Raw genomic sequence first — 21,877 nt, forward strand, 5'->3', positions numbered from 1 at the left:
CGAGCGGTTGGGCTCGCGTTCGCGCTGTGCGGCGCACAGACCAGGGAGACCCATGACGCACCTGAGCGAGACGGTGGTCGACGGCGTCCGCTGCTTCTGGGTTGACCCTAGCGGCGCTTCTGGTGCCAGATCACGACGTGCTGGTCGGCGACGAGGGCCGGCAGGTTCTGCGGGAGCTTGGACTGGGCCAGCTCGGCCTGCAGCTCGGCGACCTTCTCCTGCAGGGCCAGCACCTGGTTCTCGAGCTCGATCACGCGCTTGACGCCCTCGAGCCCGAGGCCCTCGGCGGTGAGGCGCGCGACGGTGCGCAGCAGCTCGATGTCACGCAGCGAGTAGCGACGCCCGCCGCCGCCCGTGCGGCCGGCCTCGACCAGGCCGAGCCGGTCGTACGTGCGCAGCGTCTGCGGGTGCAGGCCGGACAGCTCGGCCGCCACGCTGATCACGAAGACCTTGGCCTCGGGGCCGGGTGGGCTGAAGGGACTCGAGCTCATGTCGTCACCGCCTCGAACAGTCCATCACGCGGCGACGTCGCGCCGCGCAGCTCTCGCAGGGTCTCGATCGCGGCCCGGGCCTCGTCGGTGAGGTCGGTCGGCACCTGCACCTCGACCGTCACGAGCAGGTCGCCGTGCCCGCCGGCCTTCTTGAGACCGCCCTTGCCGGTGGCGCGGAACGTGCGCCCGTTGGGGGTGCCGGCCGGGATCTTGATGCGTACGGGTGGCCCGTCGAGGGTCGGCACCTGGATCTGCGCGCCCAGCGCGGCCTCGTCGAACGCGACCGGCACCGTGATCGTCAGGTGGTCACCCTTGCGGCCGAAAAGCTGGTGCGGCTCGACGTGCACCACCAGGAACAGGTCGCCGGCCGGACCACCGGCATCGCCCTTGCCGCCCTTGCCCTTGAGCCGGATGCGCTGGCCGTCCTTGACCCCCGCCGGCACCCTGACGTTGAGGGTCCGGCTCGACGGCGCACGGCCGGAGCCGCGGCACACGTCGCACGGGTGCTCGACGATGAGCCCGCGGCCGCGGCACTGGTCGCACGGCTCGGTCATCGCGAACAGGCCACCTGCGGCGCCGGTCTGCATGCCGCTGCCCTCGCACTTGCCGCACACCTTGGGCACCGTGCCCGGACGGGCGCCGGTGCCGTGACAGTTGCCGCACGGCTCGTCGCTCGTCATCCGCAGCGGGAGGGTCGCCCCTTCGACGGCCTGCTCGAACGTGATCGTCGCCTCGGTCTCGAGGTCGTCACCCTTGCGCGGCTGCGGCTGGCGCTGCCGGCCCCGGCCACGACCACCGAAGAGGCCGCCGAACAGGTCGCTGACGTCGAAGTCGGGCTGGCCGGGCCCACCGGGCGGGCGGTAGCCGGCGTTGCCGCCGCGGAACTGGCCGAACAGCGTGCGCTGCTCGTCGTACTCCTTGCGCTTGTCCTTTGACGACAGCACGGCGTAGGCCTCGGAGACCTCCTTGAAGCGCTCCTCGGCCGCCTTGTTGCCCGGGTTGGAGTCGGGATGGTTGTCGCGCGCGAGCTTGCGGTACGACTTCTTGATCTCGTCCTGCGACGCGTCCTTCTTGACGCCAAGGACCTTGTAGAAGTCCTTGGTCGCCCAGTCACTGGCTGCCATCCCGTCCTCCTTCCTGGTTACTCGTCAGGCGCTTCGTCCGTCAGGACGTCCTGCTCAGTATCACTCGCTGCGGCCGGCTCGGCCGGCGTCGTCGCCGGGTCGACCACGCCGACCGTCGCCGCCCGCAGCACGCGGTCGCCGATCTTGTAGCCGGTACGCATGACGCTGTCGACCGTCGTGGTGTCCACATCGGCGGACTCGCCCGCGTGGAACACCGCCTCGTGCAGCGACGGGTCGAACGCCTCGCCCTTGGCGCCGAACGCCTCGAGGCGGTGCTTGGCCACGGCCTGCTGCAGCGAGTCGGCGACGGCCTTGAAGCCGCCCTCCAGCTCACCGTGATCAGCCGCACGGGCGATGTCGTCCAGCACCGTCAGCAAGGACTGCAGCACGGCAGCCTCGCCCTGAGCCCGTACGAGCTCACGGTCGCGGTCGACGCGTCGCTTGTAGTTGACGTACTCCGCCTGGAGCCGCTGGAGGTCAGCCGTGCGCTCGGCCAGCTGCTCCTCCGGCGTGGGCTCCCGCGGGGCGTCGTCCGGTGTCGGGTCGGCCGGGGTCTCGACGGGCTCGGCCGGCGTCTCGCCGGCTGAGCCTGTCGAGGCCCCCTGCTCGGGGACCGAGCCCTCGTCGGGCTGGGTCACTTCGCATCACCCTTCGACTCGCCGTCAGCCGGCTCGTCGTCGACGATCTCGGCCTCGACGACGTCATCGTCATCGTCGGCTGCGTCCGCCGTCGGAGCGTCCGCGCCGGCGGCCTGCGCCTCTGCGGCGGCAGCGGCGTACATCGCCTCACCCATCTTGGAGCTGGACTCGCCGAGCTTGGTCACGGCCGCCTGGACGGCGTCGCTGTCCTCGCCCTTGAGCGCCTCGTTGAGGGCATCGAGGTCGGCCTGGACCTCGGTCTTGACCTCGTCACCGACCTTGTCGCCGTTCTCCGCGAGGAACTTCTCGGTGGAGTGAGCCAGCGACTCGGCCTGGTTGCGAGCCTCGACGGCCTCGCGACGCTTGCGGTCGTCCTCGGCGTACTGCTCGGCGTCCTTGACCATCTTGTCGATGTCGTCCTTGGACAGGGCCGAGCCGCCGGTGATCGTCATCGACTGCTCCTTGCCCGTGCCGCGGTCCTTGGCCGACACGTTGACGATGCCGTTGGCGTCGATGTCGAACGTGACCTCGATCTGGGGCACGCCGCGCGGCGCCGGGGGCAGCCCGGTGAGCTCGAACGTGGCCAGCAGCTGGTTGCCGGCGGCCATCTCGCGCTCGCCCTGGTAGACCTGGATCGCCACGGAGGGCTGGTTGTCGTCAGCCGTCGTGAAGACCTCGGACCGCTTGGTCGGGATCGTCGTGTTGCGCTCGATGAGCTTGGTCATGACGCCGCCCTTGGTCTCGATGCCGAGGCTCAGCGGGGTGACGTCGAGCAGGAGCACGTCCTTGACCTCGCCCTTGAGGACACCGGCCTGGAGGCTCGCGCCGATCGCGACGACCTCGTCGGGGTTGACGCCCTTGTTGGGCTCCTTGCCGCCGGTCATCTCCTTGACCAGGGCCGAGACGGCGGGCATACGGGTCGAGCCACCCACCAGGACGACGTGGTCGATCGCGCTGAGCGCGACGCCGGCGTCCTTTATCACGCTGTTGAACGGCGCCTTGGTGCGCTCGAGCAGGTCGGCCGTGATCTTCTCGAACTCCGACCGGGTCAGCGTCTCGTCGAGGAACACGGGGTTCTTCTCGGCGTCGACCGTGATGTAGGGCAGGTTGATCGACGTCGACGACGAGCTCGAGAGCTCGATCTTCGCGCGCTCGGCAGCCTCGCGGACGCGGGGCATCGCCATCTTGTCCTTGGTCAGGTCGAGACCGGTGCTGCTCTTGAAGCGCGTGACGATCCAGTCGATGATCTTCTCGTCCCAGTCGTCACCACCGAGGTGGTTGTCACCGCTGGTCGCCTTGACCTCGATGACGCCGTCGCCGATCTCGAGCAGGGACACGTCGAACGTGCCGCCACCGAGGTCGAACACCAGGATCGTCTGGTCGTCGCCCTTGTCAAGGCCGTACGCCAGCGCGGCCGCGGTCGGCTCGTTGATGATCCGGCTGACGTTCAGGCCGGCGATCTCGCCGGCCTCCTTGGTGGCCTGGCGCTGGTGGTCGTTAAAGTAGGCCGGCACAGTGATGACCGCGTCGGTGACGGGCTCACCGAGGTAGGCCTCGGCGTCCCGCTTGAGCTTCTGCAGGATGAACGCCGAGATCTGCTGGGGGTTGAACGACTTGCCGTCGATCTCGGTCTTCCAGTCCGTGCCGATGTGACGCTTGACGGAGCGGATCGTCCGGTCGACGTTGGTCACGCCCTGACGCTTGGCGACCTCACCAGCCAGCACCTCGCCGTCCTTGGCGAAGGCCACGACCGACGGGGTCGTCCGGGCGCCTTCGGCGTTCGCGATGACGGTGGGCTCGCCACCTTCGAGTACGGCGACGACCGAGTTGGTCGTGCCGAGGTCAATTCCGACCGCTCTGGCCATGGTGTTTCCTCCTGCTGTTGGGTGCTGATGATGACTTCAAGAATGTGTGTCAAATGACTTGAGTCTGATGTTATCAACTTTGCCCAAGCCGCATTCATTCCGGGTCCCGGGGACGAATCCGATACGTTGCAGACATGAGGTCACCTGCCCGCGCGGCAACTGCCGTCGCTGCCGTGCTGCTCGCGACCCTCGCCGCGTGCGAGTCCGAGGGCGGCGGCGAGCCGAAGCCGAGCGCCAGCACCCCGACGACCGTCGAGTCCACGCCGCTCAGCTCCGAGCCTGCTGACGGCAACGCGGTGTCGAACGACGACTTCAGCTTCTCCGTGCCCGACGGCTGGGAGGAGTCCGAGACCCGAGCGGTCTCGTTGGCGGTCGACGTCGAGGACAGTGACGGCTTCCCTGACAACATCAACGTCGTCAGCGACGACACCTTCCTCGACCTCGAGGGTGCCGACCTGGAGGACGCTGCAGAGGACATCCTCGGCGACGCCAGCGCCACCCGCATCACGACGCACGAAGCGGTGGAGATCGACGGCGAGGAGGCCGTCCACACCAGCGCGTACTTCGAGCTCGGCACCCCCAAGTACCGGGCGGAGCAGTATGTCGTGTCCCACGACGACAAGGGGTTCGTGATCACGCTGTCGTTCAGCCCGGACGTCCCGGCAGCCGAACGTCGGGACATCAGCACGTCGATCCTCACGACGTGGACGTGGGAATCCTGAGGCTGGGCGGCTGACGCTGCCCCGCGGGGGGGTCTACTGTGACCCGCATGAACGCCGACGACCGCAGCGACGCCTGGGCACGCACCGCGCACGAGCTCGTCACCGAGACGGCATCGCGCCAGATCTCGCGCGACATCGCGCACCTGGCCCAGATCGAGGTCGACGGCCACGGCATCCACGCGGTGACCCCGCCCGACGGCTACGAGGCGCCGCCGTCCGGCGTCATCACGACGCACGTGCTGGCTCGTTCGCGCGACGTCCCCGAGGCGTCGGTCGAGACGCGGGTTGCCGTCTGGGTCGCCAAGGAGCCCAACGAGCCGGCCGTGATGCTCACCCGCGCCGGCAGCGATCGGGTGCTCGAGCTGTCGGCCTCGGACCTGGACCCCGAGCCCAGCACCCAGGCCCGGAGCCGCGTCAACGACTACGTCGCCGTCGTCATCGCGCACATGGTGTCGTCGCTCAACGCCGCGATGCAGCGCACGTACGGGCACGAGTCGGACGCCGAGGACATCCCGGAGTACGACCGCAACAGCTAGCGCGAATGCCGAAAACCGGCCCACGCAATCGCGCCCACCGCTAGGTTCTCGGCCATGCGTAGGAGATTGCTGTCCGCCGTTGCCGTGCTCGTGCTGGTCGCCGGATGCGGCGGTGGGAAGGCCGAGAAGGCCGAACCCACGGCGACGAAGCCGGACATCGACAGCGTCAAGATCGACGGCGACGCCTCGGATCCGGTCAACAAGCTGGCCATCAAGGCCATCGCCGACCTCCAGGCGTACTGGACCGACGCGTACCCCGACCTGTACGGCGAGAAGTACCGGCCGATCAAGGGCGGGCTGTTCGCGTCGACGTCGGAGTCGACCGCCGGCCCGGAGTGTGCGAGAGGCTATGCGGACGTCCAGGGCAACGCCTTCTACTGCAAGCTCGACGACTCCGTCGCATGGGACGCCGAGAACCTGCTGCCCGGCCTGCAGAAGAAGTACGGGGACTTCGTCATCCCGGTCGTGCTGGCCCACGAGTGGGGGCACGCGATGCAGCAGCGTTCGGGCTTCTTCGACGAGACCGAGCTGACGGTCTCCTCGGAGCTGCAGGCGGACTGCTTCGCCGGCGCCTGGTCCAAGCACGCCCAGAAGACCGGGGCGTTCGAGGTCACGGCCGCCGATCTCGACACCGCCCTGGCCGGGATCCTCGACCTGCGCGACACCCCGGGCACCAGCAGCGCCGACGCGTCGGCGCACGGCAGCGGGTTCGACCGCGTCAGCGCTTTCCAGGACGGCTTCGACGACGGCCTCGAGACATGCGCGTCGTACAAGGACGGCACGCCCATCGTCCTCGAGCTGCCGTTCTCCGACGAGGAGGACGCCGCGTCGGGCGGCAACGAGGACTACGACACGATCGTCAACAAGGTCCCGTACGACATCGAGGACTACTGGACGCAGGTCTTCCCCAAGATCTCCGGCGGCAAGAAGTGGACGCCGCTCAAGGGCTACGAGCCGTTCGACCCGGCCAGCGCACCCACCTGCAACGGGCAGTCGACGGCGGACTTCTCGTTGTTCTACTGCGTGCCCGAGGACTACATCGGCTTCGACAACGTCACGACGATGCCGGAGGTCTATCGCCAGGGCGGCGACTACGCCGTGACGACGCTGCTCGCGACCCAGTGGGGACTGGCCGCGCTCACGCGTCTCGGCGACGAGTCGGACGCCAAGCTCTCCACCCTGAAGGGCGACTGCTTCGCCGGCGCCTACACCGCCAGCGTGATCCTGCACGACCGGGCCGAGACCAGCACCTTCAGCATCTCGCCGGGCGACCTCGACGAGGGCATCAAGGCCCTGCTGGTCTTCCGTGGGGACGGCGACGTGGATCGTCAGGGCGCCGGCTACGGCCGGGTACAGGCGTTCCGCGAAGGTGTCCTGGAGGGGGTCGCACCCTGCGTCACCTACAAGGGCTGACGAGGCGTTCGGCGTACCTCAGGCGTCCTCGGCGGTGAGTGGCTTGGCGATGTTCTCGAGCGACTGGCCCTCGGCCTTGACGCCCAGGAAGATCGCGACGATGCCGGCGCCCACCATGAGCGCCGCGCCGATGAAGTAGCCGGTGGCGATCTGGGTGATGTCCTTGGCCTCGGTCGCGTCGTCGATCAGCCGGCCGAACAGGAGCGGGCCGGCGATGCCGCCGATCGCGGTGCCCACGGCGTAGAAGAACGCGATGCACAGCGCACGGGTCTCCATCGGGAACACCTCGCTGGCGGTCAGGTAGGCCGCGCTGGCGCCGGCAGAGGCGAAGAAGAAGATCACGGAGCCGGCGATCGTCAGCGTCGTGGCCGTGAAGTTGTCCAGGTTGAGCCCGGCGAGGCCGAGCAGGGTCCCGGAGATGATGTACGTGCCGGCGATCATCGGCACGCGACCAACCTTGTCGAACAAGGGCCCGAGGGCGAGCGCGCCGACGAAGTTGCTGAACGCGAAAGCCGCGATGTACCAACCGGTCTGCTTGACGTCGAGGAACGTCGAGAGCGTGTCGCCGTACGTGAAGAAGAACGCGTTGTAGAGGAACGCCTGGCCGGCGAAGAGCGCTAGGCACAGGATCGTGCGACGCGGATAGAGCGCGAAGACGGTGTGCGCGATCGTCGTGAACGGGATCGTCTTGCGCTGGCGGATCGTGATCGTCTCGTCGACCGGCCCGAGCTCGAGGTGGTCCTCCTCCTCGACGGTCCGCTCGATCTCCTTGACGATCCGCTCGCCCTCCTCCTCGCGGCCGTGGATGAACAGCCAGCGCGGGCTCTCCGGCACGTTCTTGCGAACCCACAGGACCGCGAACCCGAGGATCGCGCCCAGGCCGAAGGCGAAGCGCCACCCGATGCCTTGGTCGACGATGTTGGGATCCGTCAAGGGGATCGTCAGCAGCGCGCCGCCCATGGCGCCGACCCAGAACGAGCCGTTGATCGCGATGTCGATGCGGCCCCGGTACTTGGCAGGGATGAGCTCGTCGATCGCCGAGTTGATCGCGGCGTACTCGCCGCCGATGCCCGCACCGGTGATGAAGCGGCACGCGAAGTACCACACCGGGTTCATCGAGAACGCCGTCAGCACGGTGCCGATCAGATAGACCAGCAGCGTGAGGATGAAGAGCTTCTTGCGACCGAAGCGGTCGGTCAGCTGGCCGAAGAACAGCGCGCCGAGACAGGCGCCGGCAACGTAGATGGCACCGGCCAGTCCGATGTCGGAGCTCGACAGGCCCAGTCCCGTGTCCGGGTCCTTCAACACGTCCGACAAGTTGCCGACGATCGTCACCTCGAGCCCGTCGAGGATCCACACCGTGCCCAGCCCGATGACGATGAGCCAGTGCCAACGCGCCCACGGCAGCCGGTCCATGCGGGCGGGGATGTCGGTGGTGATGCGACCGATCTCAGGACTCGATGACTTCGCCGAGGTTGACATGCGGTCTCTCATACCCTGCGGTCCGAGGGTCAATCAGGCATCTCGGCAGCCCTCCGCAGCAGGAGGTCGCGCTCCCGCTCGTTCTGCGTCAGTGAAGCGGCCCGCTCGAGCTCTGCGCGGGCCTCGGCCGTGCGACCGAGCTTGGCGAGCAGGTCGCCGCGCACGCTCGGCAGCAGGTGGTATTCCTCGAGGGCGGGGACGTCCAGGAGCTGGTCGGCGAGGGCGAGACCGACCGCCGGGCCCTCGGACATCGACAGCGCGACGGCCCGGTTGAGCTCGACGACCGCGGAGCCCGACAGCACCGCCAGCGACTCGTACAGCTCGGCGATCCTCGACCAGTCGGTCTCCTCCGCCGTACGCGCCCGGGCGTGGCACGCGGCGATGCCGGCCTGCAGGACGTACGGACCGGGCGGGCGACCGAGTGACCGGGCGAGCTCGAGCGCCGCCAGGCCGCGCCGGATCCGCGGATGGTCCCAGCGCGAGCGGTCCTGGTCGAGCAGGAGCACCGGGGCGCCGGCGCCATCGGTACGGGTTGCGGTGCGGGACGACTGGATCTCCATCAAGGCGACCAGCCCGTGCACCTCGGGCTCGGCGGGAGCCAGCGTCGCCAGGATGCGACCCAGTCGCAGCGCCTCGTCGCACAGCCCCGGGCGCAGCAGGTCGTCGCCCGTGGTGGCGGAGTAGCCCTCGTTGAACAGCAGGTAGAGCACCCCCAGCACGGCGGACAGGCGTTCGGCACGCTCGTCCTCCGCCGGCTCCTCCATCGGGGCGTCGACCGCCGCGAGGGCCTTCTTGGCCCGGGTGATGCGCGCCCCGATCGTCGCCTCGGAGGTCAGGAACGACCGGGCGATCTCCTTGGTCGTGAGTCCCGCGAGCAGCCTCAGGGTCAGCGTGATCCGGGCGTCTGACGACAACGTCGGGTGACAGCAGATGAACATGAGGCGCAGGACGTCGTCCTCGACGTGGTCGATCGACGACTCGATGCCTGCCACGACGTCGACGTGCCGCTGCTCGACCTCGCCGTACGCGCGCTCCTGCCGCTCGCGGCGCCGGAAGGTGTCGACGGCACGCCGCTTCGCCACCGCCATCAGCCAGGCGCCGGGCTTGTCCGGCACCCCGGACTCGGGCCACTGGGCGAGTGCCGCCTCGAGCGCGTCCTGCGCGAGGTCCTCTGCGAGCCCGACGTCACGCGTGATGCGGACGAGCGCGGCGACGAGCCGGGTCGACTCGACCCGCCACACCGCCTCGACCGAGCGGTGGAGGTCGTGATCGGGCATGACACCGATCCAACCACCACCGCCGCAGCCGTGTGCAGCGCTCTGCTGCGTCGCGGTCAGCCCTCGCTGAGGCTGCCGGCGACCTGTCGCAGCTCGGTGACGACCTCGAGCTCGGGCCAGTGCTCGGCATGCAGGCCGACGAATCCGCGCGTCCAGGCCAGCGCGTCGTCGTGCGTCGGGGCCTCGATCAGCATGAAACCGCCGACGACCTCCTTGGTCTCGGCGAACGGCCCGTCGGTCGTCAGGACGTCGCCGCCGCGCGAGGCCACCCGGGTCGCGGCCGAGGTCGGCATCAGGCCCGCGTCCGTGACGAGCTTCGCGTGCCGCTCGTCCGCCACGTGGGCGGACATCGCGTCCATCAGCTCCGCAGGAGGCTCGCCACCGACGTTCTCGTCGACGTGGATCAGCACGAGATAGCGCATCTCAGGCCTCCGTGTCGTCGGGGCCGAAGACCTGGCGGACGACGCTCGTCCCCTCGAAGCCCGGCCAGGTGTCGAGGTGGATCTGCATGAATCGGCGCGAGTACTCGACGGCCTCCTCGATCGACCGCACCTCGTACATGCCGTATCCGCCAATGACCTCCTTTGACTCCGTGAACGGGCCGTCGATGATCGTGAGCGCGCCGCCGGAGACCCGGATGTGGGGGCTCGCCTCGATGGGGGCGAGGCCGCCCTGGTCGATCGCGACGCCGCTCTTGAACAGCTCTTCGCCGAACTCGGCGATCGCCTGGAACAGCTCGGGCGGCGGCGGGCCCTGGGCGGGATCGGACTCGATGTAGCTGAGGAAGCGCATGGGTGTCTCCTGTGTCGGTGGCGGCCTGGTGGCCAGCCTTTCACCCGTACGTCGTCCGGCGAAGCCGGATTTCGACACAGCACCAAGGGAAGTTTCGGCGCCGTCCCCGTTGAGGCTCACCGGCGGAGTTGAACATGTTCAGAAATGTGCGTACGCTTCTGAGAGTCAGAGTTGAACACGTTCAAATACCAAGGAGCCATCATGAGCTGGACCGTCATCACGTACCTCGCCTATCTCCTCGTCGCAGTCCCGATCACCGTGTGGGTCGCCTCGACGCTCTCGCGCAACGGCCGGGTGTTCCTCGGCGACGTGTTCGACGACGACCACGCACTGGCCGACGCCGTCAACCGACTGCTGGTCGTCGGGTTCTACCTGCTCAACCTCGGGTTCGTGATGCTCTACCTGCGCGGGGGTGGCGAGGTGCTCGACCTGACCGGGCTGCTCGAGACGCTCAGCCTGAAGATCGGCATCGTGATGCTCGTCCTCGGCGCGGTGCACTTCGTCAACGTGCTGGTCTTCTCGTCGATGCGTCGCCGCGGCCGCCGGGATGCCGCGCACCCCCAGCAGGCACAGCAGGTGCCGCCGCCGTACATGACCTACCCGCCTGCGCCCCAGCGCTGAGTCTCACGCGACGACTAGATTGGCCACCGTGACCGACACTTCCGCGCGCTCGAGCAAGGCCGAGCAGACCAGGCAGTCGATCATCGACGCGGCGATGCGACTGTTCCGGTCCGGTGGCTACGACCAGGCGACGATGCGGGCGATCGCCGACGAGGCCGGTGTGTCGGTGGGCAACGCCTACTACTACTTCTCGTCCAAGGAACATCTGATCCAGGCCTACTACGACCAGATCCAGGCGGCGCACGCCGAAGCCGCCGAGGCTCCTCTGGCCGGCGCCGACGGGTTCACGGACCGGCTGCGTGGAGTGCTGCTGGCCTGGGTCGACGTCGCGGAGCCGTACCACGAGTTCGCGGGCAAGTTCTTCAAGAACGCGGCCGAGCCCAGCAGCCCGCTCTCGCCGTTCAGCGAGGACTCGTCAGCGGCACGCGAGGCCGCGATCGAGCTGCACCGCCGGGTCGTGGACGGCTCGGACCTGAAGCTCGCCAAGGGCCTGCGCGAGGAGCTGCCCGAGCTGCTCTGGCTGCTGCAGATGGGCATCGTGCTGTTCTGGGTGCACGACACCAGCACGGGTCAGCAGCGCACCCGCGACCTCGTCGACCAGACCGTGCCGATCATCGACCGGATGCTGCGCCTCACCCGGCTCCCCGGTGTCCGGGGTGTGGTCGACGACATCGTCGGCCTGATCCACATGATTCGCCCGTAGGTCTACGCCACGGCGGCGTGCGACGCGCACATCGTGCCATCGGCGAAGCACGCGGGACACCTGACCATCTGGCGCACGCACGAGACGTCGCCGCAGTCGGCCACGTGGTTGGTCGGTGCCGCACAGGTGTCGCAGCTGCCGACGAGCTCCGTGTGATCGGAGAAGTCCATCGTGATCCGGTCGTCGAAGACGTACAGCGAGCCCTTCCAGAGGCCGTCGTCGCCGTACGCCTCGCCGTACGTCGCGATGCCGCCGTCGAGCTGGTAGACCTCCTGGAACCCGCGCTTCTTCATGAGCGGGGTGAGCACCTCGCAGCGGATGCCCCCGGTGCAGTAGGTCACGACGGGCTGGTCCTTGAGGTGGTCGTACGCCCCGCTGTCGAGCGCCGCGATGAACTCCCGGGTCGTCTCGACCGGCGGCCGGACCGCGCCTGCGAAGTGCCCGATCGCCGACTCGACCTGGTTGCGGCCGTCGAAGAACACGACGTCCTTGGACTCGACGAGGGCGTGGAGCTCGGCGGGTGTCAGGTGGGTCCCTCCGTCCACGACGCCGGACTCGTCGACCTCGAGCTCACCCGCAGCGCCGAACGTGACCAGCTCGTCGCGCACCCGGACCGAGAGGCGCGGGAAGTCCGCGGTCGTGCCGTCCTCGAGTGCGCGCCCCTCGCTCCACTTGAAGTCGATCTCCTTGAACGGGGCGTAGGCGCGGGTGCCTCGGACGTACTTCTTGAGCTGCACGACGTCGCCACCGAGCGTCGCGTTGATGCCGTCCTTGCTGATGATGATGCGGCCTCGGACACCGAGCGAGTCGCACAGGGTGTGCTGCCACAGGCGGACCGCCTCGGGGTCGGGCAGAGGTGTGAACGCGTAGAACAGCAGGACTTTCGGAGTGGCCACCGGGCAATTCTAGAGACCGCGCGCCTACCCTCAACGCATGAACGAACTCCACGAGCTCGACGCGACGGCGCAGTCCGCCGCCCTGCGGTCCGGTGAGGTGACCTCGGTCGAGCTCGTCCGGCACCATCTCGACCGGATCGAGGCGCACGGCGCCACGCTCGGCGCGTTCGTCACCGTGACGGCGGAGCAGGCGCTCGAGCGGGCTGCCGCCGCCGACCAGCGGATCGCGTCGGGCGACGCTCCCCCGTTCGCCGGGGTGCCGACGGCGTTCAAGGACCTGACCTTCACCCGCGGCGTCCCGACCTCGATGGGTTCTGCGGGCATGCGGGACTTCGTTCCGGACCTCAACGCCTACGTCGTGGACCTCGTGGAGGCGGCCGGGTTCATCAGCCTGGGCAAGACCAACACCCCGGAGTTCGGGCTCTCGTCCTACACCGACAACGACGTGATCGGGCCGGCCCGTACGCCGTGGGACCCGACACGCAACGCGGGCGGGTCGAGCGGTGGTGCCGCGGCCGCGGTCTCGGCGGGCCTGGTCCCGGTCGCGCAGGGCAGCGACGGTGGGGGGTCCATCCGCATCCCCGCCAGCGCGTGCGGCATCTTCGGCTTCAAGCCCAGCCGCGGCCGGGTCAGCGCGGGACCGGCGGGATCGGACTGGAGCGGGCTCGCCGGCGACGGGCCGCTGACCCGCACCGTCCGTGACGCCGCAGCGCTGCTGGACGCGATGGCGCACCCCGAGCCCGGCGACGTGCGTCCCCTGCCGGAGCCCGCTGTCCCGTACGCCGAGTGGGCGCGACGCGCGCCGCGGCGAATGCGCATCGCGCGCTGGTCGCAGACCCACCTCGACGGGGTCTCGCCCGGCCCGGATGCCGTCGAGGCGTGGGAGTCCGCGAGCCGCCTGCTGGAGTCGCTGGGGCACGAGGTCGTCGACGTCGACAACCCGTTCCCGCGGGAGCTCGAGCCGCAGTTCAACGTCATCTGGTCCAGCGGCATCGCGTCGGCGGCGATCCCGGAGGAGGTCGAGCCGCTGCTGCGCGCCAACACCCGCTACTGGCGCGACCGGGGGCGGGCCTCGACGGCGATCGAGCTGACCCGGGCGTTGCAGTTCCTCGAGCTGACGACGCGTCAGGTCGTGACGAACCTGCAGGCGTACGACGCCTTCCTGACGCCGACACTGGCGTTGCCGCCGCAACCGGTCGGGTGGTTCAACGAGTCGAGCGATCCCATCGAGGATCACCGCCGGGAGCTGCTCTTCACCCCCTACACCGCGCTCTACAACATGAGTGGGCAGCCGGCGGCCAGCCTGCCGCTGCACTGGACCGCGGAAGGCTTGCCGGTCGGCGTCATGCTCGCGGCGCTGCCCGGGCAGGACGGACCGCTGTTCAGCCTGTGCGCCCAGGTGGAACAAGCCGCGCCGTGGCACGACCGGCGTCCGCCGGGATTCGACTAGCGCTTCACGTACGTGGTCCGGGCGGAGGTCTTCGAGGTCGTGGCGTACTCCGCACGCGAGCCGGTCACCCGCACACTGATGCGCTTGCCGATGCGCGACTTGGGGATGACGTAGGTCTTGCTCGTCGCGCCTGCGATCGGCTGACCGTCGACGAGCCACCGATAGCTGTAGGACGCCGCGTCCGGTGACCACGTCCCGCGCAGGGCCGTCAGCGTCCGCCCGACCTGCGCCGTACCGACGATCCTCGGGATGGGCGCGGAGAACGCGCCGGGCGCCACGACGACGCTGGCGGACGTACGGACGGCGGTGCGGTAGCCCGCCTGCTGTCCGGTCACCCTGACCGAGAGCTGCCCACCTGCCGCGGCGGGTGTGTACTGGTTGCTGGTGGCACCGGGGATGGGCACGCCGTCCAGCAACCACTGATAGCTCAGTGTCGCGCTGCCCCACGTGCCCGGATTCACCGTCACGGGCTTGTCGACCTGCACGGGAGAGCTCATCGTCGGCTGCGTCGAGGACGGCAGGAACGGGGCGTCCAGCGTCACGGCGACGTCGGCGCCCGCGGCCGGAGTCGCGGCCTCCACATCGACCTCGATGTTGTCGAGGGCGAACGGAACGACGTCGTCGGGACGGATCGACGTCTGGACCAGCTGGTCGCTGATCCGCTCCGTCATCAGCAGGTTGACCGGCCCACTGCTCGCACCAGAGTCGGCGAGCCGCGAGACCACGACGCCGGGACGGAACGGTGCCTTGGTGTCGTCGTCTCCAAGCTCCTCTGAGAACGTGCCCCTTGCGTAGAGCGTCTGGCCGTCCCGACCGCTGCCGGATCTGTACTCGACCAGGAGCTTCCGCCCGGTCACCGGATCGGTGACCTCGAGGGCGCGTGTTCCCGCGGTCGCTTCTCGCGGGGCGAGACGCACGACCGTCCTGACCTTCTCGAAGGCGCCGTACGGGAGGGTGACCGGTCTGACCTCCGACGCGTCCGACAGCTCCAGTGCCTTGCGGAAGACCGAGTCCAGGGCAGGAGGCTTCGGGGGGTTCGCGCTGGCGAGGGCGCTCGACATCACGCTGTAGGCGTTCCCGTACTCCTCGATGGCGCACGCGGTGTCGTTGGTGTCGCAGTGCTCGAGGTTGGCGTGCCCCAGTCCGACGTTGTGGCCGATCTCGTGCGCACCGACCTGGAACCCGATCCCGTTCTGGACCGCGACGATGGATCTTCCCCCTGAGCTCAGCGAGTCGCCGACCGTGCCGAGGCCACCGCCGCCGCAGTTCGGCAGGATCACGATCAGGTGGTTCGGGGTGGCGTCATCGAACGTGACGCCGGGGAACTTGCCGGCCGCCTCGGCCCAGAGAGCGTTGTGGTTGGTGCCGGAGAGGCAGGCACCGGCGTTGGCTGAGCTGTAGGCGGCGGTGGCCCCCGTCGGGAACGAGCTGATGATGCTGGTGCCGGACGAGGTCTTGGAGTTGTCGATCCAGTACGTCGTGATCTCGCCGACGAGCGCAGAGACCGACGATGGGGCCATGGTCGGCGCCCCCGGTGCGGTCGGCACCGCGACGTACGCGGTGTGGGCACCCGGGGCCGGGGCGGCCGCCGCTGCCGCTGGCGTGACGGTCGCCTCGGCGACCGGCTGCACCTCCGTCCCGGTGACGACGACCTTGCCGACGAACCGTCCGCCGTCCGGCAGGCTCGCCCCGCCACGGGTCGACACCGGGACCAGGTCGCCGTCGGCGGTGGCGACCGACTGGAGCACCTCGGAGTCGTGATCGCGGAAGGACTCCTTGACCATCGTCTCGACCGTGCCCTTGACGGCTCTCGTCCGGCGCCCGTCCTGACGGGGGTCGTCGTAGGTCAGGACGCCCGATGCCGAGCGGTGGATCGCCGGTCGGGGGTCAGGCGGCTCGGCGTGCGCCGGGGCGTCGACGACCAGCGCCGGGACCGCGATGCACAGCGCAGCGGCCGCGGCGAGCCGTGGGAGTGCAGCTCTGCTCACGCGTGGCCTTCCTCAAGATCACCTCGAATCGTACGGGGATCCCAGGGTGCGCGCCGGTTTAGGGGCAAGGAGGCGACGGCTTCAGCCGCGTGCGGTCATCACGATGGGGTCACCTTCGGTGATCGCGATCGTGTGCTCCACGTGCGCCCCTCGTGAGCCGTCGGCGCTGCGGATCGTCCAGCCGTCCTCGTCCATGACGATCTCGTCGGTCGTGTGCAGGAACCACGGCTCGATCGCGATCACGAGTCCCGGCTTGAGCGGGAAGCCGCGTCCGGCCCGGCCGTCGTTGGCGATGTGCGGATCGCCGTGCATCGTCCGGCCGACGCCGTGACCACCGAACTGGGTGTTGATCTTGAGCCCGTGGGAGCGCCCGACCTCGCCGATCGCCGCCGAGATGTCACCGACCTTGTTGCCCGCGCGGGCCACCGCGATGGCGGCATCGAGCGCCTCCTGCGCGTGCTCGATCAGTCGGACGTCCTCGTCGCGCGGCGTGCCGACGACGACGCTGACGGCCGAGTCGCAGACCCAGTTGTCCACCGACGCGGCGAAGTCGAAGCTCACGAGGTCGCCGTCGCGAAGCTTGTAGCGGTGCGGAAGGCCGTGCAGCACGGCGTCGTTGACCGAGGTGCAGAGCACCTTGCCGAACGGCATCGCGCCGAACGACGGGTGATAGTCGATGTAGCACGACTCGGCCCCGCGGTCCTTGATCATCTGGTGCGCCAGCGCGTCCAGGTCGAGCAGGTCGACGCCGACGTCGGCGGCCTCGGAAAGCGCGGTCAGGACGGAGGCGACGAACGACCCCGCGGGGCGCATCTCGTCGATCTGGGTGGGGGTCAGGAGCTCGATCATCGTCGGCCTTCCGTGCTGAGGGGGTGGGGGCGGGATCCGACGATGGCCAGCGCGAGGCCCGCGATCCCTGCGGTGGCCGTGACGGAGCTGCCGAAGATGTCGCCGGTGTGGGCGCTGAAGGCCGAGGAGGCGGCCAGCGCGCCACCGAGCAGCGCGGCAGCGGCGGCGGCATGGTCGCGGGCCGTGTGGTGCTCGCGGACGCTCCACAGCTGGTAGATGACCGCCGCGCAGACTGCGGCACCGATGATCGCGAGGACGCGGCCCACGGTGGCGGCATCCTGGTCGAGGTTGGAGCCGGCAGCCAGGTCAACGACGTACGCGAGCAGCACGACTGCCGCCGCAGCCGTCGCGACCTGCAGGGCGCGACTGCCCCTCATACGTCCGGTCCCATGTGTCGTCTCATCGGCGCCAAGCGTACGCCGCCGGGTCACGAGGCGAAGCGGTCGGTGGCCTCGATGATCGCGTCCAGGATGCCGGGCTCGGTGAAGGCGTGACCCGCGTCCGGGATCATCCGGAGCTCGGCCTCGGGCCACGCACGGTGCAGGTCCCAGGCCGTCGTCGCCGGCGTGCACATGTCGTAGCGGCCCTGGATGATGACGCCGGGTATGTCCTTGAGCCGGTCGGCCTCGGCGATGAGCTGTCCGTCGGTGAACCAGCCGTCGTGCATGAAGTAGTGGTTCTCGATGCGGGCGAAGGCCACCGCGAACGCGTCCTCGGTGAAGTGCTGGACGAGGTCCTCGTCGGGCAGCAACGTGATCGCGGAGGACTCCCACCGGGCCCAGGCCTTGGCGGCGGGAACGTGCACGGACGGATCCGGGTCGTTGAGCAGCCGGCTGTAGGCCTCGACGAGGCGGCCGCGCTGATCCTCGGGGACCGGGGCGACGAACCCTTCCCAGAGGTCGGGATAGACGTTGGCGGCGCCGCCTTCGTAGAACCAGTCCAGCTCGGCCTGCCGCAGCGTGAAGATGCCGCGGAGCACGAGCTCGGTGACGCGCTCAGGATGCTTCTCGGCGTAGGCCAGGGCCAGCGCCGAACCCCAGGACCCGCCGCAGACGAGCCAGCGGTCGATGCCCAGATGGCTCCGCAGGGCCTCCATGTCGTCGACGACGTGCCACGTCGTGTTGGCGGTCAGGTCGGCCTCGGGCGCGCTCGCGTGCGGGAGGCTACGGCCGCACGCCCGCTGGTCGAACAGCACGATCCGGTACGCCTCGGGGTCGAACACCCGCCGTTGGTCCGGGCTCGAGGCGCCTCCCGGTCCGCCATGGAGGTAGACCGCCGGCTTGCCGTCGGGGTTGCCCGACACCTCGTAGTAGACCTGCTGGCCGTCGCCGACGTCGAGCAGTCCGGAGTCGTGGGGCTCGATCTCGGGATACATCTCACGCATTTGCCGGACCTTAACAGCCCGGGGGCGGTGACCTGGTCGCCCATCCGGTCCGCTGAAGGGCGACCCGCCCACCGTCGACCGCAGGGATGGGCGAGCAGGTCACCTCCCGGGCGGCCGGAGGGTCAGAGCATGCGGCCGAGGGTGCGGCGGCGCAGGGCGAGGCCGACGTGCACGAGCAGCGCGGCGTAGAACACGAGGTGCCCGCCGACGTGCAGCCCGAGCATCAGCCCGTCAGGCACCACGTCGAACGGCGGGAGCCACTCGCGCCGGTTCTCGACCTCGCGCTCCTCCCCGGAGAAGAACAGCAGCCCGATGCCGCTCAGCGGGATGACGAAGAGCGTCAGGTAGAGGATCTTCTCGGTCCAGGCCTCGACCAGGCGATCGGTCTCGGTCAGCCGCTCGGACCACGGCGGCAACGGCGTCGACCAGCGCCAGAGCAGCCGTATCAGGGCAAGGGCGAGGATCGCCCCGCCCAGCCACGCGTGGACGAACACGAGCTGGTCGTCGCCGGCACGGACTCGATCGCCGCCGCTCCCACGGCCTGACGAGTCCTCCTCGAACAACGACTCGGCGAAGCCCTCCATGCCGTAGCCCAGGACGAACTGGGCGACCAGCAGGACGAAGGTCGACCAGTGCAGGAGCTTCGTGACGGTGCCGTATCCCTGATCGGTGCTGACGAGTGGCATGCCTCCATCACATCATCGGCGCGCCGGCTCCGCACTCACTCCAGGCTCGTGCGCAACCGCTGCATGCCGGCGATCCAGTGGTCGGTGTCGGCGGCCTTGCGCGCATACATCGTGCCGACCTCGGGGTGCGGCAGGGCGAAGAACGTGCCGGCCTCCACCGCGTCGAGCACGACGTCGGCGACCGCGAGCGGCGAGAGCGTCTCGCCGGCGGACACGACCGACCGCATGCCGAGACGGGCGTCACCGATCGCGCTGGTCTCGCCCTCGACGAGCATGTCGGTGCGTACGCCCATGGGACACAGGCAGCAGACCTGCACTCCCTGGTCCCCGTACGTCGCGGCGAGCCACTCGGCGAAGCCCACGGCGGCGTGCTTGGTGGTGGAGTACGTCGGCGAGCCCAGCTGCGTCAGAAGCCCGGCCGCCGAGGCGGTGCTGACGAAGCATCCGCCACCCCGCTCGACCCAGCCCGGCACGAGGGCGCGCGCCGCGACGACGTGCGCCTTGACGTTGACGTCCCACGACAGCGCCCACTCGTCGTCGGTCGCCTCGAGCCCGAAGCCCTTGAACACCCCGGCGTTGGCGAAGTACGCATCGACCTCGCCGGCCGCCTCGACGAGCGCGGCGACGTGCGCGGGGTCCGACGCGTCACCGGCGACGTGCGAGACGCGTCCGGGGTGGTCGGCGTCGAGCCGCGCTGCCGTCTCCGACAGCCGGCCCGCGTCGAGGTCGCCGACGACGACGGTCGCGCCCCGTTCCAGCAGCCGCTGCGCGATCGCCTCACCGATGCCGCTGGCGGCTCCCGTGACGACGGCGTTGACCCCCGCGAGCTCCATCGTCAGCGGTGCTTCCTGAGCTCGGCGCGGGCCAGCGAGTTCTTGTGCACCTCGTCGGGCCCGTCCGCGAACCGCAGGGTGCGGATGCCCGCGAACCACTCGGCCAGCGGGTAGTCCTGACTGAGGCCCCCGGCACCGTGCACCTGGATCGCCTTGTCGAGGATCCACTCGACGGTCTGCGGCGTCGCGATCTTGATGGCCTGGATCTCGGTGTGGGCCCCCCGGTTGCCGGCGGTGTCCATCAACCAGGCGGTCTTGAGCACCAGCAGGCGCAGCTGCTCGATGCGGACGCGCGACTCGGCGATCCAGTCGCGCACGACGCCCTGGTCGGCGATCGGCTTGCCGAACGCCACGCGGTCGAGCGCGCGCTTGCTCATCATCTCCACGGCGCGCTCCGCGATGCCCAGCGATCGCATGCAGTGGTGGATGCGGCCGGGACCCAGACGGGCCTGCGCGATCGCGAACCCCTCACCCTCGCCGCCGATCAGGTTGCTCGCCGGCACGCGCACGTCGGTGAACGACAGCTCGGCGTGGCCACCGTGGTCACGGTCGTTGTAGCCGAACACGTGCATGCCGCGCTCGATCTCGAAGCCGGGGGCATCGCGCTCGACCAGGATCATCGACTGCTGGCGGTGCCGCTCGGCGGCCGGGTCGGTCTTGCCCATGACGATGAAGATCTTGGCGTTGGGGTTCATCGCGCCGGTGATCCACCACTTGCGGCCGTTGATGACGTAGTCGTCGCCGTCCTTGACGATCGACGTCTCGATGTTGGTGGCGTCAGACGACGCGACGGCCGGCTCGGTCATCGCGAACGACGACCGGATCTCACCGGCGAGCAAGGGCTCGAGCCACTGCTTCTTCTGCTCCGGGGTGCCGAACATGTGCAGCACCTCCATGTTGCCGGTGTCCGGTGCAGCGCAGTTGACCGCGGCCGGAGCCAGCTGGATGCTGCGGCCGGTGATCTCGGCCAGCGGCGCGTACTGCAGGTTGGTCAGTCCGGCGCCGTCGTCGCCGGGGAGGAAGAAGTTCCACAGACCGCGCTTCTTGGCCTCGGCCTTGAGCTCCTCGAGGACCGCAGGCGGCGCCCAGCTGTCGGCCTTGACGGCGTCCTGCATCTGCTGGTGCGCGGTGGGCTCGGCCGGGTAGACGACCTCGTCCATGAAGGCTTCCATCTGCCCGATGAGGTCCTGTGTCCTGGCGTCGTAGGCGAAGTCCATCTCACGCACCGGCCATCACGAAGACGACCTCGGCGACGAGGGCCGGCTTCTCGGCGCCGTCGATCTCGACCGCGAAGCTCACGACGGCCTGCGTGCCGATCGCGATGTCGGACGTCTCCTTGAGCGTCGCCGTCCCGCGCACCCTGGAGCCGACGGGCACGGGGCTCGGGAAGCGCACCTTGTTGGCGCCGTAGTTCATCCCGAACGCGAGGCCCTTGATGTCGTAGATCTGCTCGCCGAACGCCGGCAGCAACGACAGCGTCAGGTAGCCGTGCGCGATCGTCCCGCCGAAGGGACCCTTCGCGGCCCGCTCGGGATCGACGTGGATCCACTGGTGGTCACCGGTGGCGTCGGCGAACGTGTTGATCTGCTCCTGGGTGATCGTGACCCACTCACTCGTGCCGAGCACCTCCCCGGCGGCTGCCTTGAAGTCGTCGAGACTGTCGAACACGCGTGGCATGAAGTACCTCCGGGTCGCTAAGCGCTTGCTTAGTTCGCACCCTAGTACGTACGAGCGGCAACGCGCCAGAGGGCCGCGGCTCAGGCGACGAGGACGATCGCCGCGACGACGAGCAGGACGATCGAGACGATGTCGGCGCGGACGACGCGCTGCATCGCGGCGTTGATGCCCGGGTTCAGCCGCACCGCGGCGAGGAACGCCAGGTCGCTCACGAGCCCGGCGCCGATCGCGTAGGGCCGCAGGTCGTCGACCCAGGCGCTCGCGACCAGGAGGGCGCCGAGCAGGCCGAACAGCACGGCGCGGTGCACCAGCAGCACCGCCAGGTCGGGGCCGTCGACGCGCACGTCGTACGTCGCGGCGACCCGGGACGGTCCGAGGACTCCGACGACCGGAAGCAGGTGGATCAGCCCGGAGAGCACCATCGCGACGACGACGAGAACGGTCATGCCT

24 protein-coding genes are annotated in these 21,877 nt (G+C 69.5%); 6 read left to right on the top strand and 18 right to left on the bottom strand.

Features of this window, described 5'->3' with window-relative positions; genetic code table 11:
• Positions 1 to 107: 107 nt before the first annotated feature.
• From AB0N22_RS11390 to dnaK, 4 genes are read right to left on the bottom strand one after another with little or no spacing between them, the layout of a single operon-like run.
• A complete protein-coding gene (locus AB0N22_RS11390; protein WP_364639842.1) occupies positions 108 to 491 on the bottom strand; it encodes a MerR family transcriptional regulator in 384 nt (127 codons plus the stop codon).
• A complete protein-coding gene (gene dnaJ / locus AB0N22_RS11395) occupies positions 488 to 1,615 on the bottom strand; it encodes a molecular chaperone DnaJ (protein ID WP_364639845.1) in 1,128 nt (375 codons plus the stop codon). Before dnaJ ends, AB0N22_RS11390 begins: the two co-directional genes overlap by 4 nt.
• A gap of 17 nt (positions 1,616 to 1,632) precedes the next feature.
• Positions 1,633 to 2,253 (bottom strand): nucleotide exchange factor GrpE, encoded by a 621-nt coding sequence (grpE, locus tag AB0N22_RS11400; protein WP_364639848.1) that lies wholly within the window; start codon positions 2,251 to 2,253, stop codon positions 1,633 to 1,635.
• Positions 2,250 to 4,118, bottom strand: coding sequence for a molecular chaperone DnaK (gene dnaK / locus AB0N22_RS11405; protein WP_364639851.1), 1,869 nt, complete (start codon positions 4,116 to 4,118; stop codon positions 2,250 to 2,252). Before dnaK ends, grpE begins: the two co-directional genes overlap by 4 nt.
• Before the next feature lie 134 nt (positions 4,119 to 4,252).
• On the opposite strand from dnaK, the gene AB0N22_RS11410 reads away from it, so the two are divergent.
• Genes AB0N22_RS11410 through AB0N22_RS11420 form a run of 3 tightly spaced genes read left to right on the top strand, consistent with a single transcriptional unit; the run spans position 4,253 to position 6,789 of the window.
• A complete protein-coding gene (locus AB0N22_RS11410; RefSeq protein WP_364639854.1) occupies positions 4,253 to 4,840 on the top strand; it encodes a hypothetical protein in 588 nt (195 codons plus the stop codon).
• Positions 4,841 to 4,887: 47 nt separating this feature from the next.
• Positions 4,888 to 5,376 (top strand): hypothetical protein, encoded by a 489-nt coding sequence (locus tag AB0N22_RS11415; protein ID WP_364639857.1) that lies wholly within the window; start codon positions 4,888 to 4,890, stop codon positions 5,374 to 5,376.
• A gap of 54 nt (positions 5,377 to 5,430) precedes the next feature.
• Positions 5,431 to 6,789: a neutral zinc metallopeptidase gene (locus AB0N22_RS11420; protein WP_364639860.1), complete on the top strand. Its 1,359-nt coding sequence runs from the start codon at positions 5,431 to 5,433 to the stop codon at positions 6,787 to 6,789.
• Positions 6,790 to 6,807: 18 nt separating this feature from the next.
• Here AB0N22_RS11420 and AB0N22_RS11425 read toward each other — a convergent pair whose 3' ends face one another.
• The 4 genes from AB0N22_RS11425 to AB0N22_RS11440 are packed head-to-tail and all read right to left on the bottom strand — an operon-like array spanning position 6,808 to position 10,340.
• Complete coding sequence (locus AB0N22_RS11425) at positions 6,808 to 8,271, bottom strand: MFS transporter (protein ID WP_364639863.1); 1,464 nt, start codon at positions 8,269 to 8,271, stop codon at positions 6,808 to 6,810.
• Positions 8,272 to 8,300: 29 nt separating this feature from the next.
• Entirely contained in the window at positions 8,301 to 9,548 is a 1,248-nt protein-coding gene (locus tag AB0N22_RS11430; RefSeq protein WP_364639866.1) for an RNA polymerase sigma factor, read from the bottom strand.
• Positions 9,549 to 9,604: 56 nt separating this feature from the next.
• On the bottom strand, positions 9,605 to 9,970 hold the full coding sequence (locus AB0N22_RS11435; RefSeq protein WP_364639869.1) for a YciI family protein: 366 nt from the start codon (positions 9,968 to 9,970) through the stop codon (positions 9,605 to 9,607).
• 1 nt (position 9,971) lies between these two features.
• Complete coding sequence (locus AB0N22_RS11440; RefSeq protein WP_364639872.1) at positions 9,972 to 10,340, bottom strand: YciI family protein; 369 nt, start codon at positions 10,338 to 10,340, stop codon at positions 9,972 to 9,974.
• Positions 10,341 to 10,541: 201 nt separating this feature from the next.
• On the opposite strand from AB0N22_RS11440, the gene AB0N22_RS11445 reads away from it, so the two are divergent.
• Together AB0N22_RS11445 and AB0N22_RS11450 are read left to right on the top strand one after the other, a co-directional pair.
• Positions 10,542 to 10,961, top strand: a complete 420-nt coding sequence (locus tag AB0N22_RS11445; protein WP_364639875.1) for a hypothetical protein — start codon at positions 10,542 to 10,544, stop codon at positions 10,959 to 10,961.
• A 28-nt stretch (positions 10,962 to 10,989) separates the two neighbouring features.
• Positions 10,990 to 11,664, top strand: a complete 675-nt coding sequence (locus AB0N22_RS11450; RefSeq protein ID WP_364639878.1) for a TetR family transcriptional regulator — start codon at positions 10,990 to 10,992, stop codon at positions 11,662 to 11,664.
• A 2-nt stretch (positions 11,665 to 11,666) separates the two neighbouring features.
• On the opposite strand, the gene AB0N22_RS11455 is transcribed toward AB0N22_RS11450, so the two are convergent.
• Complete coding sequence (locus AB0N22_RS11455; RefSeq protein WP_364639881.1) at positions 11,667 to 12,560, bottom strand: rhodanese-related sulfurtransferase; 894 nt, start codon at positions 12,558 to 12,560, stop codon at positions 11,667 to 11,669.
• 37 nt (positions 12,561 to 12,597) lie between these two features.
• Between AB0N22_RS11455 and AB0N22_RS11460 the strand changes: the two genes are divergently transcribed.
• Positions 12,598 to 14,010, top strand: coding sequence for an amidase (locus AB0N22_RS11460; RefSeq protein ID WP_364639884.1), 1,413 nt, complete (start codon positions 12,598 to 12,600; stop codon positions 14,008 to 14,010).
• Here AB0N22_RS11460 and AB0N22_RS11465 read toward each other — a convergent pair.
• The 9 genes from AB0N22_RS11465 to AB0N22_RS11505 all read right to left on the bottom strand — a co-directional run bounded on the left by AB0N22_RS11465 (position 14,007) and on the right by AB0N22_RS11505 (position 21,873).
• The gene (locus tag AB0N22_RS11465) at positions 14,007 to 15,998 is read right to left on the bottom strand and encodes a M12 family metallo-peptidase (protein ID WP_364639886.1); all 1,992 of its coding nucleotides are present in this window, start codon (positions 15,996 to 15,998) and stop codon (positions 14,007 to 14,009) included. The two genes, AB0N22_RS11460 and AB0N22_RS11465, sit on opposite strands and share 4 nt — an antisense overlap.
• A gap of 81 nt (positions 15,999 to 16,079) precedes the next feature.
• On the bottom strand, positions 16,080 to 16,847 hold the full coding sequence (gene map, locus AB0N22_RS11470; RefSeq protein ID WP_364639890.1) for a type I methionyl aminopeptidase: 768 nt from the start codon (positions 16,845 to 16,847) through the stop codon (positions 16,080 to 16,082).
• Complete coding sequence (locus tag AB0N22_RS11475; RefSeq protein WP_364639893.1) at positions 16,844 to 17,224, bottom strand: hypothetical protein; 381 nt, start codon at positions 17,222 to 17,224, stop codon at positions 16,844 to 16,846. The genes map and AB0N22_RS11475 overlap by 4 nt, the downstream gene beginning before the upstream one ends.
• 50 nt (positions 17,225 to 17,274) lie before the next feature.
• Positions 17,275 to 18,231: a prolyl aminopeptidase gene (gene pip, locus AB0N22_RS11480; protein WP_364639895.1), complete on the bottom strand. Its 957-nt coding sequence runs from the start codon at positions 18,229 to 18,231 to the stop codon at positions 17,275 to 17,277.
• Between the two features lie 122 nt (positions 18,232 to 18,353).
• Positions 18,354 to 18,917 (bottom strand): cytochrome b/b6 domain-containing protein, encoded by a 564-nt coding sequence (locus AB0N22_RS11485; RefSeq protein ID WP_364639898.1) that lies wholly within the window; start codon positions 18,915 to 18,917, stop codon positions 18,354 to 18,356.
• A 35-nt stretch (positions 18,918 to 18,952) separates the two neighbouring features.
• Complete coding sequence (locus tag AB0N22_RS11490) at positions 18,953 to 19,750, bottom strand: SDR family oxidoreductase (RefSeq protein ID WP_364639901.1); 798 nt, start codon at positions 19,748 to 19,750, stop codon at positions 18,953 to 18,955.
• A gap of 2 nt (positions 19,751 to 19,752) precedes the next feature.
• Positions 19,753 to 20,967, bottom strand: coding sequence for an acyl-CoA dehydrogenase family protein (locus AB0N22_RS11495; RefSeq protein WP_364642737.1), 1,215 nt, complete (start codon positions 20,965 to 20,967; stop codon positions 19,753 to 19,755).
• A gap of 1 nt (position 20,968) precedes the next feature.
• The gene (locus AB0N22_RS11500; RefSeq protein ID WP_364639904.1) at positions 20,969 to 21,427 is read right to left on the bottom strand and encodes a MaoC family dehydratase; all 459 of its coding nucleotides are present in this window, start codon (positions 21,425 to 21,427) and stop codon (positions 20,969 to 20,971) included.
• 80 nt (positions 21,428 to 21,507) lie between these two features.
• A complete protein-coding gene (locus AB0N22_RS11505) occupies positions 21,508 to 21,873 on the bottom strand; it encodes a hypothetical protein (RefSeq protein ID WP_364639907.1) in 366 nt (121 codons plus the stop codon).
• Positions 21,874 to 21,877 lie beyond the last annotated feature (4 nt).

The sequence above is a fragment of the Aeromicrobium sp. NPDC092404 genome, assembly GCF_040684095.1.
Taxonomy (GTDB): Bacteria; Actinomycetota; Actinomycetes; order Propionibacteriales; family Nocardioidaceae; genus Aeromicrobium.